General features: G+C 68.3%; 17 protein-coding genes. 12 read left to right on the forward strand and 5 right to left on the reverse strand.

Annotated elements, in window-relative coordinates:
* The first annotated feature begins 32 nt into the window (after positions 1-32).
* Positions 33-1505, forward strand: coding sequence for a CCA tRNA nucleotidyltransferase (locus ACIBG7_RS16470; protein ID WP_357918460.1), 1473 nt, complete (start codon positions 33-35; stop codon positions 1503-1505).
* Here the strand turns inward: ACIBG7_RS16470 and ACIBG7_RS16475 are convergent.
* Complete coding sequence (locus ACIBG7_RS16475; RefSeq protein ID WP_357918457.1) at positions 1494-2771, reverse strand: MFS transporter; 1278 nt, start codon at positions 2769-2771, stop codon at positions 1494-1496. The two genes, ACIBG7_RS16470 and ACIBG7_RS16475, sit on opposite strands and share 12 nt — an antisense overlap.
* 72 nt (positions 2772-2843) lie before the next feature.
* On the opposite strand from ACIBG7_RS16475, the gene idi reads away from it, so the two are divergent.
* A complete protein-coding gene (idi, locus tag ACIBG7_RS16480; RefSeq protein ID WP_357918455.1) occupies positions 2844-3425 on the forward strand; it encodes an isopentenyl-diphosphate Delta-isomerase in 582 nt (193 codons plus the stop codon).
* A 77-nt stretch (positions 3426-3502) separates the two neighbouring features.
* Here the strand turns inward: idi and ACIBG7_RS16485 are convergent, their stop codons facing one another.
* Both ACIBG7_RS16485 and ACIBG7_RS16490 read right to left on the reverse strand, forming a co-directional pair.
* Positions 3503-4582 (reverse strand): inositol-3-phosphate synthase, encoded by a 1080-nt coding sequence (locus tag ACIBG7_RS16485; protein ID WP_357918452.1) that lies wholly within the window; start codon positions 4580-4582, stop codon positions 3503-3505.
* Positions 4583-4594: 12 nt separating this feature from the next.
* Entirely contained in the window at positions 4595-5155 is a 561-nt protein-coding gene (locus ACIBG7_RS16490) for a PadR family transcriptional regulator (protein WP_357918449.1), read from the reverse strand.
* 133 nt (positions 5156-5288) lie between these two features.
* On the opposite strand from ACIBG7_RS16490, the gene ACIBG7_RS16495 reads away from it, so the two are divergent.
* The 3 genes from ACIBG7_RS16495 (at position 5289) to ACIBG7_RS16505 (ending at position 9812) form a co-directional block, all read left to right on the forward strand.
* On the forward strand, positions 5289-5732 hold the full coding sequence (locus tag ACIBG7_RS16495; RefSeq protein WP_357918446.1) for a DUF5318 family protein: 444 nt from the start codon (positions 5289-5291) through the stop codon (positions 5730-5732).
* A gap of 181 nt (positions 5733-5913) precedes the next feature.
* Complete coding sequence (locus ACIBG7_RS16500; protein ID WP_357918443.1) at positions 5914-8496, forward strand: transglycosylase domain-containing protein; 2583 nt, start codon at positions 5914-5916, stop codon at positions 8494-8496.
* On the forward strand, positions 8496-9812 hold the full coding sequence (locus ACIBG7_RS16505) for a glycosyltransferase family 87 protein (protein ID WP_397336746.1): 1317 nt from the start codon (positions 8496-8498) through the stop codon (positions 9810-9812). The genes ACIBG7_RS16500 and ACIBG7_RS16505 overlap by 1 nt, the downstream gene beginning before the upstream one ends.
* Positions 9813-9897: 85 nt before the next feature.
* Here ACIBG7_RS16505 and ACIBG7_RS16510 read toward each other — a convergent pair whose 3' ends face one another.
* Positions 9898-10644, reverse strand: a complete 747-nt coding sequence (locus ACIBG7_RS16510) for a deoxyribonuclease IV (RefSeq protein WP_397336747.1) — start codon at positions 10642-10644, stop codon at positions 9898-9900.
* Between the two features lie 78 nt (positions 10645-10722).
* On the opposite strand from ACIBG7_RS16510, the gene ACIBG7_RS16515 reads away from it, so the two are divergent.
* On the forward strand, positions 10723-10902 hold the full coding sequence (locus ACIBG7_RS16515) for a hypothetical protein (RefSeq protein WP_357918434.1): 180 nt from the start codon (positions 10723-10725) through the stop codon (positions 10900-10902).
* Positions 10903-11058: 156 nt separating this feature from the next.
* On the opposite strand, the gene ACIBG7_RS16520 is transcribed toward ACIBG7_RS16515, so the two are convergent.
* Entirely contained in the window at positions 11059-11358 is a 300-nt protein-coding gene (locus tag ACIBG7_RS16520; protein ID WP_357918431.1) for a hypothetical protein, read from the reverse strand.
* A 195-nt stretch (positions 11359-11553) separates the two neighbouring features.
* On the opposite strand from ACIBG7_RS16520, the gene rpsF reads away from it, so the two are divergent.
* The 6 genes from rpsF (at position 11554) to ACIBG7_RS16550 (ending at position 14947) form a co-directional block, all read left to right on the forward strand.
* Positions 11554-11844, forward strand: a complete 291-nt coding sequence (gene rpsF, locus ACIBG7_RS16525; protein ID WP_357918428.1) for a 30S ribosomal protein S6 — start codon at positions 11554-11556, stop codon at positions 11842-11844.
* A 69-nt stretch (positions 11845-11913) separates the two neighbouring features.
* Complete coding sequence (locus ACIBG7_RS16530) at positions 11914-12483, forward strand: single-stranded DNA-binding protein (protein WP_357918425.1); 570 nt, start codon at positions 11914-11916, stop codon at positions 12481-12483.
* Between the two features lie 62 nt (positions 12484-12545).
* A complete protein-coding gene (gene rpsR, locus ACIBG7_RS16535) occupies positions 12546-12782 on the forward strand; it encodes a 30S ribosomal protein S18 (protein ID WP_084955402.1) in 237 nt (78 codons plus the stop codon).
* Positions 12783-12796: 14 nt separating this feature from the next.
* On the forward strand, positions 12797-13243 hold the full coding sequence (gene rplI, locus ACIBG7_RS16540) for a 50S ribosomal protein L9 (protein WP_357918422.1): 447 nt from the start codon (positions 12797-12799) through the stop codon (positions 13241-13243).
* 767 nt (positions 13244-14010) lie between these two features.
* Complete coding sequence (locus tag ACIBG7_RS16545) at positions 14011-14295, forward strand: antibiotic biosynthesis monooxygenase family protein (RefSeq protein ID WP_357928381.1); 285 nt, start codon at positions 14011-14013, stop codon at positions 14293-14295.
* Between the two features lie 178 nt (positions 14296-14473).
* The gene (locus ACIBG7_RS16550; protein ID WP_397336748.1) at positions 14474-14947 is read left to right on the forward strand and encodes a carboxymuconolactone decarboxylase family protein; all 474 of its coding nucleotides are present in this window, start codon (positions 14474-14476) and stop codon (positions 14945-14947) included.
* The last annotated feature ends 17 nt before the right edge of the window (positions 14948-14964 follow it).

The raw sequence follows: 14964 nt of genomic DNA on the forward strand, positions 1-14964 counted from the left end.
CTCCTTTCCCCACCGACGGTAACCCGGACCCGATGTGGCTCGGGGGATATGTTCCGGAATCGAAGGACCTACCCAGCTTGTCCGACTCGAACCTGACCCAGATCAACGACCGGTTCCACAAGATCGCGCCGGTCGCCGACGAGCTAGGCGAGCTGTTCGCCGCCCGCGGGCACGAGCTCGCGCTGGTCGGCGGCTCCGTCCGCGACATCCTGCTCGGCCGGATCGGCAACGACCTCGACTTCACCACCGACGCCCGCCCCGAGCGCGTGCTGGAGATCGTGCGTGACTGGGCCGACTCCGTCTGGACGATCGGCATCGACTTCGGCACCGTCGGCGTGCGCAAGGGCGGCTGGCTGCTGGAGATCACCACCTACCGCAGCGAGTCCTACGATCCCAAGTCCCGCAAGCCCGAGGTGATGTACGGCGACACCCTCGAAGCCGACCTGCGGCGGCGCGACTTCGCGGTCAACGCGATGGCCGTGCGCGTGCCCGGCCACGAGTTCGTCGACCCCTACGGCGGCATCTCCGACCTGGCCGCCCAGGTGCTGCGCACGCCCGGCACCCCCGAGCAGTCCTTCGACGACGACCCGCTGCGCATGCTGCGCGCCGCCCGCTTCGCCTCCCAGCTCGGCTTCACCGTCGCCCCCGAGGCCGTGGCCGCGATGACCGAGATGGCCGAGCGCATCGAGATCGTCTCCGCCGAGCGCATCCGCGACGAGCTCGACAAGCTGATCACCGGCGCGCACCCGCGCGAGGGCCTGCTCCTGCTGGTCGAGACCGGCCTGGCCGCGCACGTGCTGCCCGAGCTGCCCAAGCTGCGCCTGGAGATCGACGAGCACCACCGGCACAAGGACGTCTACGAGCACACCCTGATCGTGCTGGAGCAGGCCATCGCCCAGGAGGAGGACGGCCCCGACCGGATCCTGCGCTGGGCCGCGCTCATGCACGACGTGGGCAAGCCCAAGACCCGGCGCAACGAGCCGGGCGGCCGGGTCTCCTTCCACCACCACGAGGTGGTCGGCGCCCAGCTCACCCGGCGCCGGATGCAGGAGCTGCGCTTCCCCAAGGAGGTCGTCGCCGACGTCGCCCGCCTGGTCGAGCTGCACCTGCGCTTCCACGGGTACGGCACGGGCGAGTGGACCGACAGCGCCGTGCGCCGCTACGTGCGCGACGCCGACCACCTGCTCACCCGCCTGCACAAGCTGACCAGGGCCGACTGCACCACCCGCAACAAGCGCAAGGCCCAGGCGCTGAGCCGTACCTACGACCAGCTCGAGGAGCGCATCGCGCGGCTGGCCGAGGAGGAGGAGCTGGCCAAGATGCGGCCGGAGCTCGACGGCAACGAGATCCAGCGGGTGCTCGGCGTCGGCCCCGGGCCGGTGGTGGGCCAGGCCTACAAGTTCCTGCTCGACCTGCGGCTCGACCAGGGTGTCATCGGCACCGAGGCGGCCACCGAGGCGCTGCGCACCTGGGCCAAGGAGAACGGCGTCGGCTCAGCGGACTGACGGGGCGGGTTGCCGGCGGGCGACGGCCCGGTAGCCCACCGCCCCGAGCAGGTACCCCACCACGATGATGGCCACGGCCAGGTAGGACTTGCCGTTCGCCGGCAGGATCACCGCCGAGAGGGCCGCGGCCAGCACGTACATGCCGTTGAAGAGCATGTCGTAGATCGAGAAGGCGCGGCCCAGGTAGGCGTCCTCGACGTCGCGCTGCACCGCGGTGTCGGCGCAGATCTTCACGCTCTGGCCGGCGATCCCGAGGAAGAACCCGGCGACCGGCAACCCCCACTCCTGGAACGGCGTCACCAGCACGGCCACCGCGACCGCCATGCCGCCCAGCATCCACGGCACCCAGCGCTCCAGGGTGAACCGCGCGGTGGCCAGCGGGGTGACCACGACCGCGAGCGCGAAGCCGATGCCGGAGGTGACCAGCACCAGGCTCATCCCGCGCAGCGCGGTGTCGGCGTCGCCGCCGGTGAAGTAGTAGCGGTAGAGGATGATGCCGAGCGCGCTGGCCATGCCGAACATGAAGCGGTGCAGCGCCATCGCGCCCATCGTCGCCGCGGCCAGCGGCCGGTGCACCAGGTGCTTGGCCCCCGCGGCCAGCCCCTTGGCCACGTTGCGCACGGCCTCACGCGCCTGCGGCCGCTCGGGGTCGTGGTCGGGGCCGAGCAGGTCGCGCGGCATCGACACGGCCACCAGCGCGCTCAGCCCGAAGACCAGGCCGGAGACCGCCATCATGAGCCCGATGTGCGCGTGGGCCTCGCGCATGACGAAGCCGACGCCCACGCCGAAGAAGGTGACGACCGTGCCGGAGGTCGGGGTGACCGCGTTGGCGGCCATGAGCCGGTCGTGCGGCACCACGTGCGGCAGCGCCGCGCTCAGGGCGGCCAGGAAGAAGCGGTTGACCCCGAGGACGCACAGCGCGAGGCCGTAGAAGATCCCGTCGGGGATCCCGGCCAGCAGCAGGACCGCGGTCAGCAGCAGCAGCCCGCCGCGCACGAGTGGCGCGACGACCAGGATCTGCCGGCGCGACCACCGGTCGATGAAGACGCCGACGAACGGCCCCAGCACGCTGTACGGCAGGAGCAGCACGGCGAACCCGAGCGCCACGTCCATGGCGCTGGTGTGCTTCTCCGGATTGAAGAAGGCGAACCCCAGCACGCTGAACTGGAAGATGCCGTCGGAGAACTGGGAGACCAGCCGGGTGCCGAACAACCGCCTGAAGCCCCGGCCGCGAAGGACCACGCGGAGATCGGCAACAAAAGACACACCGTCAGCCTATCCAGAGGATCTCAGCGAACGGTCATCCTTACCCCTCATGATCACGTACGCTTTCGTAGCGTGACGATAGAGGAACACGTCGTACTCGTCGACGCCGACGGCAATGCCGTCGGCACTGCGCCCAAATCCTCGGTGCACGGCCCCGACACCCCCCTGCACCTCGCCTTCTCCAGCTACGTCTTCGACTCGGCCGGCCGCGTGCTGCTCACCCGCCGCGCCGGACACAAGATCACCTGGCCCGGCATCTGGACCAACAGCTGCTGCGGCCATCCCCTGCCCGGCGAGCGCCCCGAGCAGGCGGTGCTGCGCCGGCTCTCCGACGAGCTGGGCCTCTACGCCGCCCACGCCGACCTGGTCCTGCCCACCTTCTCCTACCGGGCGGTGATGCCGAACGGCGTCGTCGAGCACGAGCTGTGCCCGGTGTTCCGCGTCGTCACCGACGCCCCCATCACGCCCAATCCGGACGAGGTGGGGGAGGTGCGGTGGATGCCGTGGAAGGAGTTCACCGAGGGCGTGCGCAGCGGGCTGCTGGCCATCTCGCCGTGGTGTTACGAGCAGGTCCCGCAGCTCGACGCGCTCGGCGCCGACCCGTTCGGCTGGCACGTGGCCTCGCCCGACGAACTGCCGCCCGCGGCCCGCTGAGAACCCGCGGCCCGCTGATAAAACGGCGCGGCCCCCGCGCGCCCCGGGGTGGGACGGACGGGGGCCGGGCAGAGGGATCAGCGCTCGACTTCGCCGCGGATGAACTTCTCCACGTACTCACGGGCCTCTTCGTCGGAGTACTGCTCCGGCGGCGACTTCATGAAGTAGGAGGAGGCGCTCAGGATCGGGCCGCCGATGCCGCGGTCCTTGGCGATCTTGGCCGCGCGGACGGCGTCGATGATGATGCCGGCCGAGTTGGGGGAGTCCCACACCTCGAGCTTGTACTCCAGGTTGAGCGGGGTGTCGCCGAAGGAACGGCCCTCCAGGCGGATGTAGGCCCACTTGCGGTCGTCGAGCCACGGCACGTGGTCCGACGGGCCGATGTGCACGTCGGCCTTGCTCATCTCGTGCGGGATCTGCGAGGTGACCGACTGCGTCTTGGAGATCTTCTTGGACTGGAGCCGCTTGCGCTCCAGCATGTTCATGAAGTCCATGTTGCCGCCGAAGTTGAGCTGGTACGTGCGCAGCAGCTCGACCCCGCGGTCCTCGAAGAGCTTGGCCAGGACGCGGTGCGTGATGGTCGCGCCGACCTGGGACTTGATGTCGTCACCGACGATCGGCACCCCGGCCTCGGTGAACTTCTCGGCCCACTCGGGGTCGGAGGCGATGAACACCGGCAGGGCGTTGACGAAGGCGACCTTGGCGTCGATCGCGCACTGCGCGTAGAAGCGGTCGGCCTCCTCCGAACCCACGGGGAGGTAGGAGACCAGGACGTCGGCCTGGGTGTCCTTGAGGATCTGGACGACGTCGACCGGGGCCTCGTCCGACTCGTCGATGATCTCGCGGTAGAACTCGCCCAGACCGTCGAAGGTGTGGCCTCGCTGGACGATGACGCCCGACGGCGGCACATCCGTGATCTTGATCGTGTTGTTCTCGCTGGCGACGATCGCCTCCGACAGGTCACGACCGACCTTCTTGGCGTCCACGTCGAAAGCGGCCACGAACTCGACGTCACCGACGTGGTACTCGCCGAACTTCACGTGCATCAGGCCCGGCACGCGGGTCGCCGGGTCGGCGTCCTTGTAGTAGTGGACGCCCTGGACCAGTGATGACGCGCAGTTGCCGACACCGACAATGGCTACGCGAACCGAACCCATCGCACTCGCTCCTTATTGCTCTGATGCCTCTTCAGCGGAGGCCCGTCTCTCTGTTGCGATCAACTCATTCAGCCAACGCACTTCGCGTTCGACCGATTCCAGACCGTGACGCTGCAGCTCCAACGTGTAGCTGTCGAGGCGTTCCCTGGTGCGTGCCAGCGCGGCCCGCACGTTTTCCAGCCGTTCCTCCAGCCGGCTGCGCCTGCCTTCGAGGATGCGCAGCCGTACCTCTTGCTCGGTGTGCCGGAAGAAGGCGAAGTGCACGCCGAAGCTCTCGTCCTCCCAGGCCGCGGGACCGGCCTGGGTCAGCAGTTCCTGCAGGCGCTCCTTGCCCTCGGCGGTCAGCTTGTAGACGATCTTCGATCGCCCGGTGACCGTCGCGGGATGCTCCTCCACGATCAGGCCCCGCTCGAGCAGGGTCTTGAGGCAGGGATAGAGGGAGCCGTAGGAGAACGCCCGAAACATACCGAGAAGGGCGTTGAGCCGCTTGCGCAGCTCGTAGCCGTGCAGGGGAGTCTCGTGCAGCGACCCGAGTACGGCGAGTTCCAGGACTCTGCGCTGGTCGCTGGCCATGGGAACCGCCTCCTCTCGCGCCGATGTATCGAGTCGATACATCCCCAGGATACGTCGAGTTGCTATATCGCGCCACTTAAGGTCTTCGCCAAGAGGTTGGGGACATTCGGTAAAAAGACGTAATGTGGCGCCCATGTGGTCGCAGAGGAGGGTGGTGGACTACGCCCTGGCCAAGCGAGCGGTGGTCCGCTCGCTCCACTCCGGGCGCGCTTCGCGCGGGGAGATCTGCGATGCACAGCCCTACCTCCTGCGCGCGGCGCGGCATTTCGGGGAACCGACCGAACGCCCCTGCCCGGTATGCGAGAGGGAGAACGTCACCGAAGTGACCTATGTCTACGGGGACTCGCTAGGCCGCCATGCCGGTCGGGCAAAGGTCGCGGCGGAGCTGGCCGAGATGGCTCATGATTACGACGAGTTCCGGGTGTACGTCGTCGAGGTCTGCCAAAGTTGTTCTTGGAATCACTTGACGGTCTCGTTCGTCCTCGGGAACGGGCCGCCCGACGACACCCCAGGAACCACCCGAGGCGGCGCAGAGCCTGCCGGGCAACCCGACGACGATGCGAGGACGAGTGAGTAACAGTAGCCACTACCCCGACGAGCACCCCGAAAGGCCGGCTCGCCAAGGGAGGCGTCGCCGCTCGAGCTCACCCCGATCAGTCCCCCCGGGCCAGCAGGCCCAAACCTGGGGGGCGGCGGCGCAGCCGGACGACGCTCCGGGTGGCCGGCGGGCTGAAGCGGCCTACGAGCAGACGGGCGCCATGGGCGCGCTGTCGGCCGATCCGGGCGACGGTCCCACACCGGCCGGCGGTTTCGGCTCGCAGTCTCCGTACGGCCGTCCGGAAGGGCCCGGCCGTCCCGGCCGCCCCGGTGACGATCCCCGTGGAGGCGACCTCGACGCGCGCCCGACGTTCGTGCAGCCGCGCTCCCGGGGCGACCAGCCCACGCAGGTGAACCCGCGCCCGACGCGCCGGTCCCGTTCGGGCGGCCCGGCGGGTCCGGCAGGCCCCACCGGACCGGGTGGCAACGGCGGCTCCGGCGGAGGCGGCGGCAGGCCCGAGGGCGGCCCGTCGCCCAAGCGCGCCGGCTGGCGCCGCTTCCTGCCGAGCTGGAAGATCGTCATGGCCGGTATGGTCATCCTCGTCGCGGGCCTGTTCGGCATGATCGCCGTCGGCTACGCCAACACCCCCCTGCCGAAGCAGACCCAGGGCGAGGCGGTCGCGCAGGAGAGCGCGGTCTACTACAGCAGCGGCAAGAAGATCGCCAGCATCGGCACGCCGCGCAAGATCGTCGACATCAAGGACATGGCCGAGGCCGTCCAGCACGCCGCGGTCGCGATCGAGAACAAGTCGTTCTACGAGGACTCGGGCATCGACCTCAAGGGCATGGTCCGCTCGCTGTTCAGCACCGTATCCGGTGAGCAGGTGCAGGGCGCCTCGACGATCACCCAGCAGATGGCGCGTAACTACTACGAGGGCCTGAGCACCGAGCGGTCGCTGGAGCGGAAGATCAAGGAGATCTTCGTCGCGGTCAAGATCAACAAGGAGTACACCAAGGACCAGATCATGGCCAACTACCTCAACACGGTCAACTTCGGCCGTGCTTACGGGGTAGAGGCCGCCGCGCAGGCCTACTTCACCAAGAAGACCCACGCGAACAACCTGACCGTGGAGCAGGCCGCCTACCTCGCCGCCCGCATCCAGCAGCCCAACTGGGGCCCGAAGGAACCGGCGCTGGTCGAGCGCTGGAAGCAGGTCCTGCGCAACATGGCCGAGCTCTGGCCGGACAAGTACGGCCAGCTCCCCGCCACCGCCAAGTTCCCCAAGGTCCGCGAGACCCTCAAGGACGGCCAGGAGCTGTGCGGCCTGAACGGCTACATGGTCTCCGAGGTGCTGCGCGAGCTCAAGGACAAGCACAACCTCACCGACGAGGACATCGAAAGCGGCGGCTACCGGATCGTCTCCACCTTCGACGAGCGCCTGATGAAGGAGGCCAAGAAGGCGGTTCTGGCGACCACGGCCAACTGGTCCAAGACCTTCCACGCCGGCCTCGCCGCGGTGGACACCAAGACCGGGCGCGTGCTGGCCAGCTACGGCGGCTCCGACTACTGCACCGACAACTGGAACGAGCCCTGGGACTCGAAGAAGCAGGCCGCCTCCGCCTTCAAGTCCTACGTCCTGGCCGCCTGGCTCGACTCGGGCAAGAGCCTCAAGAGCTGGGTGCCCGGCAACGTGACCGTGCCCAAGCAGCTCCCCGGCACCACCCCGATCACCAACGGCCACGGCGGCAAGGCCGCGATCGACGTGGTCAACGCCACCGCGCACTCGATCAACACCGCCTACGCCTCCATGGGCTACGCGCTCCCCGGCCAGCTCGAGGACATCGAGAAGATCGTCGACGACCTCGGCTTCAACAAGGAACGCATGCGGCAGTCGATCGACGACCACTCCTACGGCTTCACCATCGGCAGCGCCCTGGTCACCCCGGTCGAGCAGGCCTCCGGGTACACGATGTTCGCCAACGGCGGCAAGCACGTGCCCGCGCACGTCGTGCAGGGCGTCTACCAGGGCAAGAAGCTGGTGAAGGGCGAGATCAAGCACGCCCGGCAGATCATCTCCGAGGGCGCCGCCGCCGACTCGACCTACGCGCTGCAGTCGGTGCTGAAGTACGGCACCGCCGGCGGCAAGGGCCTGGGCCAGTACCCGGCGGCCGGCAAGACCGGCACCAACAACGACGAGAAGGAAGCCTGGTTCGTCGGCTACACCCCGCAGATCTCCACCGCCGTCGGCCTCTACCGTGAGCAGTGCATCGTGGTGAAGACCGGCAAGGTCGTCGAGCCCTGGGGCGCCAACTGCCCGACCAAGCCCTCCAAGAACTACAAGGGCACCAAGTACGGTGACCACAACCCGTGGTCGAAGGGCAAGGAAGTCTCCCTCGGCTTCGAGGGTGCCGGCCCGCCCACCACCATCTGGCGCACCTTCATGCTCGCCGCGATGGAGGGCAAGAAGGTCGAGCAGTTCCCGCCGCCCGCCAACATCGGCGTGCCGGACGACATCGTGCCCAAGCCCGAGCCCAAGCCGGAGAAGACCGAGGAGGACGACAACCCCTTCGGTGAACCGCTCGGCGACGGCGACCAGGGCGGCTGCCTCTTCGACATCTGCGACGACGGCAGCAACGGCAACGGCAACGCGCACGGCGGCAACGGCAACGACAACGGGAACGCCAACGACGACACCGGCTCGTGGGGAGACGGCTCGGACGACGGCATGGGCGGCAGCCAGGCGCCACCGCCGCCGGGCGCGGCCGACGTGCCCGACCCGCTGGCCACCAACCGCGACGACTGATGGCCTCCACTACCGAGGCGCACGTCCCGCTCTACCTGAGGGCCGTGCCGTACCTGCCCCTGGGGCTGTTCGCAGCCCTGGGGGCGGTTCTCGCCTACGTGCAGAAACTGCCCTGCCGGCTGGGCGGCTGGGACCAGGGGACGTCGACCTACACCAACTTCTGCTACACCGACATCTTCCCGCTGTACTTCGCGCGGCAGCTGTCCACCCAGGACCCCTACTTCGCCGACGTCCCCTTCGGCGAGCACGTCGAGTACCCGGTGGTGCTCGGCGAGGTCATGCAGGTCTTCGCCTGGCTCGCCCGCTGGCTGGCCCCCGGCGACGTCTACCGGCAGGCGGTGGGCTTCTACGACGCCACCGTGATCCTGCTGGCGATCTGCCTGGTCATCGGGGTGCTGCTGATGGCCGCGGTCGCGGGGCCGACCCGCCGCTGGGACGCGTTGTGGTACGCGCTCGGCCCGGCGGTCATCCTGTGCGCCTACATCAACTGGGACCTGATCGCCGGTGCCCTGTCCATGGGCTTCCTGCTGGCCTGGGCGCGCAAGAATCAGGTGCTGGCCGGCGTGCTGCTCGGCCTGGCCATCGCGACCAAGTTCTACCCGCTGATGTTCGTCGGCGCGCTCTTCCTGCTGACGCTGCGGACCTTCGCCTGGCGGCCCTTCCTGACCACCGTCGGCGCGGCCGTGGGCGCGTGGCTCGTGGTCAACGTGCCCTTCATGTACTTCGCGTGGGACGGCTGGCGCCGCTTCTACGTCTTCTCCCAGGAACGCGGCGTGGACTGGGGCTCGCCCTGGCTCTACTTCGAGCGCAAGGGCTGGCCGGTACTGGGGACGACCGACCCCAGTGTGCTGGGCATGGTCTCGCTGCTCCTGCTGTGCGTGGCGATCGCCGGCATCGCGCTCTTCGCCCCGCAGCGGCCCCGGCTGGCGCAGCTCTGCTTCCTGGCGCTGGCCGCGTTCATGATGACCAACAAGGTGTGGTCGCCGCAGTTCGTGCTCTGGCTGGTGCCCTTCGCGGTGCTGGCGCGGCCCAACTGGAAGCCGCTGGCGCTCTGGCAGGTCGCGGAGGTCTGGTACTTCCTGGCGATCTGGCTCTACCTGCTCTACCAGGACGAGGCCAGCAAGCACCTGGGCATCGGCGACGACGTCTACTTCACCGCGGTCTGGGGCCGGATCATCACGATCCTGATCATGGTCGGCTTCGTCGTGCGGGACATCTTCCGGCCGGACAAGGATCTGGTACGGCAGGCGGGCATCGACGACCAGGGCGGCGGCGTCTTCGATCGGGCGGAGGACCGGTTCCCCGCCTTCCGCTGACGTAAACCTTCCGCTATCCAGAAATGTTATCCACAGGCTGTGGATTCTCCGGGGCTAGCTCAGGCGCTTCCGGGGGAAACCGGGGCTAGCTCAGGTGCTTCCGGAGGAAGGCGATGTCCTCGGCCTGGCCCTCGGCGGGCGTCTCGACCACGATCGGGGCGTTCGCCGCCCGGCAGACCGCGACGATCAACTCCGGGTCGATGGTGCCGCTGCCCAGGTTGGCGTGCCGGTCCGCGCCCGAGTCGAACGCGTCCCGCGAGTCGTTGCAGTGCACCAGGTCGATCCGCCCGGTGATCGCCAGCACCCGGTCCACCAGGTCGAGCAGTTCCTCGCCGCCGGCGTGCGCGTGGCAGGTGTCCAAGCAGAAGCCCACGTCGAACCCGTCGAGGGTGTCCCACAGCCGGGCGATGCTCTCCAGCCGCCGGGCCATCGCGTTGTCGCCGCCCGCGGTGTTCTCGATCAGCACCGGGATGGGCTGCTCCAGGCGCTCGAACACCTTGCGCCAGTTGTCGTAGCCGACCTGCGGATCCTCGTCCTTGGCCAGGTGCCCACCGTGCACGATCAGCCCCGTGGCGCCGATACTGGCCGCCGCTTCGAGATGCTGCTGGAGCAGTTTGCGGCTGGGGATGCGGATGCGGTTGTTCGTCGTGGCGACGTTCAGCCGGTAGGGGGCGTGGATGAACACCTCCACCCCCTCGACCGCCTTGGCCGGCAGTTCGGGCGCCTTGTAGCTCTGCGGGTCGCTCAGGAAGAACTGCACCACCTCCGCGCCGACCGCCTCCGCGTGGGCCTGCGGGTCGTCGCCGTGGACATGAGCTCCGATGCGCACCATGCGCCCGAGCCTATCTGTTTGCCGGGCAGACAGAAGGGCAGTCGTTTTCTCGACCCCCCATTCCGAGGAGACGACACGATGGCGTACCGCCGCCGAGGCATCAGCCTCATATTCCTGATCTACATTCTCGTCGGCATCTACGTTGCCTGGGTCTACGACTACATCACCCCGGCCCTGCTCAAGGACGTCGCCGAGGCGCTGCTTGCGATCTTCCTGTGGTTCGTCCCGCTGCTCGGCGGCGACCTCCACCTAGGCTGACCCACCCCCGGCCGCCGTGCCCACCGCACGGCGGCCGGCCCCGGGTCACTGGCCGGCCTCGCCTGGGGTCACCTATGCGGCGAGCACCCCATCGGCGGACCATGCCCCTGTACGGCGGCGCACCCACCTTCGGAGCCGGCTGACGGCCGCCGGCGGCTAGGGCAAGAACCCCCCACGAGCGATCCCCAGCGCCACCCCGATGAACGACGCCACCATCCCCACCACATTGAGCGACCGCTGGAACGTGGACTCGGAGATGTACTGCGAGTACAACCCCACCCCGAACCCCAGCGTCCCCGCCCACGACGCGACCACATACCCACCAGGGAAGAAGGTCGCCACGAACGCGATCAACCCGAGCCCCAGCGCCGCGAACGCCAGAATGCTCTCGATCCCGCGACCACTGAGATCCACCCTGAACCGCTCAGGCTCGGAAGGCTGGAAGACGTGCGGCACAGCGGACCACCCCCTGGGTATTCCTACAGGCCATCGTTTCCTACAGGCGTTCCCACGCTTGCACGGCTGGTAACCTGGCAAAGCTGCGTTGTGATGTCCGGAGACCGAAAGGGGTCTCCGTTGGCGAACGTCAGCGTCCTCCTGTCACGGCACAGGGCCGTGACCGCAAGAGTCCAGAGGAGGTTGGAGTCCCGCATGCGTCGTTACGAAGTAATGGTCATTCTGGACCCTTCGCTCGATGAGCGCACTGTGGCGCCGTCCCTCGACCAGTTCCTCACCGTCGTTCGCACCGACGGCGGCACTGTGGAGAAGGTCGACGTCTGGGGCCGTCGTCGGCTGTCCTACGACATCAACAAGAAGTCCGAGGGCATCTACGCCGTCATCGACCTGACCGCGGAGCCCGCCACGGTCAAGGAGCTCGACCGGCAGATGAACCTCAACGAGGCCATCATGCGCACGAAGGTTCTCCGCCCCGAGCTGCACTAGTCCCCGGAATTTGTCGGGGCAGAGCCGTACTCTGAGCCATAACCCAGAGAGTGCAGGAAGGTCAAGGCCATGGCAGCAGGCGACACCGTAATCACCATCGTCGGCAATCTCGTCGACGACCCGGAGCTTCGCTTCACCCCGACGGGGCAAGCCGTGGCCCGGTTCCGCATCGCATCCACTCCGCGGTTCATGGATCGCCAGACCAACGAGTGGAAGGACGGCGAGAGCCTCTTCCTGACCTGCAACGTGTGGCGGCAGGCCGCTGAAAACTGCGCCGAGTCGCTGCAGCGTGGCATGCGGGTCATCGTTCAGGGCCGGCTCAAGCAGCGGTCTTACGAGACCAAGGAAGGCGAGAAGCGCACCGTCTACGAGGTTGAGGTCGACGAAGTCGGCCCCTCCCTGCGTAACGCCACCGCCAAGGTCAACCGCAGCTCCCGTCAGGGTGGCGGCGGTGGCGGCGGCTTCGGCGGCGGCCCCTCCGACGACCCGTGGGCGTCCGCGTCGCCCGCCGCACCTTCGGGTGGCGGCGGTTACGGCGGCGGCGGTGGCGGCGGGTTCGGCGGCGGTGGCGGCGCATCGCAGGGTGGTGGCGGCGGCTTCGGCGGCGGCAACGACTTCAGCGATGAGCCTCCCTTCTAATTCACCCAGTCCAGTCCGAGTCCATTCCCGCCTGACGGCGGGGCTCTGAAAGGAGCACCACGATGGCTAAGCCGGCACTGCGCAAGCCCAAGAAGAAGGTTTGCCTGTTCTGCCACGAGAAGATCTCCTACGTCGACTACAAGGACACGGCGCTGCTGCGGAAGTTCATCTCCGACCGCGGCAAGATCCGTGCGCGCCGGGTGACGGGCAACTGCACCCAGCACCAGCGCGACGTTGCCACCGCGATCAAGAACGCCCGTGAGGTGGCTCTGCTGCCTTACACGAGCACCGCGCGCTAAGGAGGTCTGTCGAAATGAAGCTCATCCTCACCACTGAGGTCTCCGGTCTCGGCGCTCCCGGTGACGTTGTCGAGGTCAAGGACGGCTACGGCCGTAACTACCTCCTGCCCCGCGGCTACGCGATCCTCTGGACGCGTGGCGGCGAGAAGCAGATCGGGTCCATCAAGAAGGCCCGTGACGCCCGTGAGATCCGTGACCTCGGCACTGCCAAGGAAGTCGCCGGCCAGCTCGGCGGCCTCAAGGTCAAGCTGACCACCCGCGCCGGCGACTCCGGTCGCCTGTTCGGCTCGGTGACCACCAGCGACATCGCCGACGCGGTCAAGCAGGCCGGTGGCCCGGCCCTCGACCGTCGCCGGATCGAGATCGTCAACCCGATCAAGAGCGTCGGCTCCCACCGGATCAGCGTCAAGCTGCACCCGGAGGTCTCCGCCTCGCTCGACGTCGAGGTCGTCGCCGGCTGATCCGGCACAGCTTTTCGTGAACCCCGCCTGGCTTGGCCCGGCGGGGTTTTCACTTTTTTTACGGCATCGCCCTCGTGGGGTGTGCGTCTGGCTCGGCCCTCTCACGGCATCGTCCTCGTGAGTGGCGCTTCGCGCTTTCGGGCTTGGGCTGTGCTTTGTGGGGGGTCGCCTGCGGCGTCCCCCCACACCCCCGGGCGAGGGGCCTGCCGGCCCCTCGCGCTCCCCGTGTCTGGGGCGATTTCCAGGGCGAGTTCGGCAAGGCACCTTCAGTCGGGAGAAACGGCGAACGGTTGGAGCCACCCATAGCTGGGCTCGGTTGCCGCCGGGCAGCGTGTCACGGCCACTACGTTGGTCAGCGTCGACCTCGTGCGGGCCGGAGCCCGCTCAGAGCGCGACATCCTGGCCGGAGGCGAACCGGACGTCAAGGCCTGACCGCCCCCAAGTGCGCCCGCTGCTCTTCCTTGATGTGGATGGGCCGCGGTTGCCGTTCGGCGATGGCCGGGAGCGCCGATCGCGCCGCGGATCGGGTTGCCGCGGCTGCCAGTCGTCCACTGGCCCGAGCCCTGCGAGGAGGACGAACGGCAGGACCGGTGGTTCGGGCTCTGTTGGAAGACCAGGGCCCTGGTGGCGTGGGCCGACGGGTGTCCGTTCGCCTGGGTTGACGATGAGATCACCGATGCTGATCGGGAGTGGGTGGCGGCACTCGTTCCTTCTGTGGGTCAGGGTGGGGATCGTAGGTGATTCGGCTGGGAGCTGCGGAGGCTTGAGTGATCATCATCGCTGGCACGTTGGATGTGGATGCCGAGGCCAGGGACGCCTATCTGGCGGCCTGTGTCGAGGTGGTCGAGCAAGCACGGAGGGCGCCCGGGTGTCTGGACTTCTCGGTGTCGGCGGATCTGGTCGAGGCGGGGCGGATCAACGTCTACGAGCGGTGGGAGTCGGATGAGGACCTGGAGCGGTTCCGGGGTGAGGGTCCGGAGGCTGAGCAGGTGGCGGAGATCAGGGGAGCCGAGGTGAGCAAGTACCGGATCTCGGGGGTGGAGGCGCCCTAGAAGCCAGGCGGCCCGGAGGGTGGGAAGGCCGTCGAGGATTCTGCGGGAGCTCGACCGGGGCGCGTGGGCTACCGAAAGGGACGGCAGGGAGACGGACGTCACATTGGGGCGTGTCACAGGGAAGCGTGCAATCTCGTCGTAGACGTGGAAGCAGCGTCAAAACGGCAAGGAGCACGTCATGGAAGCCCGCCTGAACCTCTTCACCAACCCGGTCGCCGCCAAGGCCCTCAAGCACATCGTCGCCGCGAACAAGGTGGTCATGGAGTCGTCGCTGCCGCATGCGACGCAGGAGCTGGTGAAGCTGCGCGCGAGCCAGATCAACGGCTGCGGGTTCTGCACGGACATGCACACCAAGGAGGCGATGCACGCCGGGGAGGACGTCACGCGGCTGCATCTGGTGGCGGCGTGGCGGGAGGCCACGGTGTTCACGGACGCGGAGCGGGCCGCGCTGGAGCTGACCGAGGAGGGCACCCGGATCGCGGACGCGGCCGGCGGGGTGTCGGACGAGGTGTGGGCCAACGCGGCCAAGTACTACGACGAGGAGCAGCTCGGGGCGCTGGTGTCGCTCATCGCGCTCATCAACGCCTTCAACCGGGCGAACGTCATCATCCAGCAGCCGGCGGGTGACTACCAGCCGGGCATGTTCGGCTGATCGCCACGTCCACCGCT

Source organism: Nonomuraea sp. NPDC050328 (genome assembly GCF_044459405.1).
In the GTDB taxonomy this organism is placed as follows: domain Bacteria; phylum Actinomycetota; class Actinomycetes; order Streptosporangiales; family Streptosporangiaceae; genus Nonomuraea.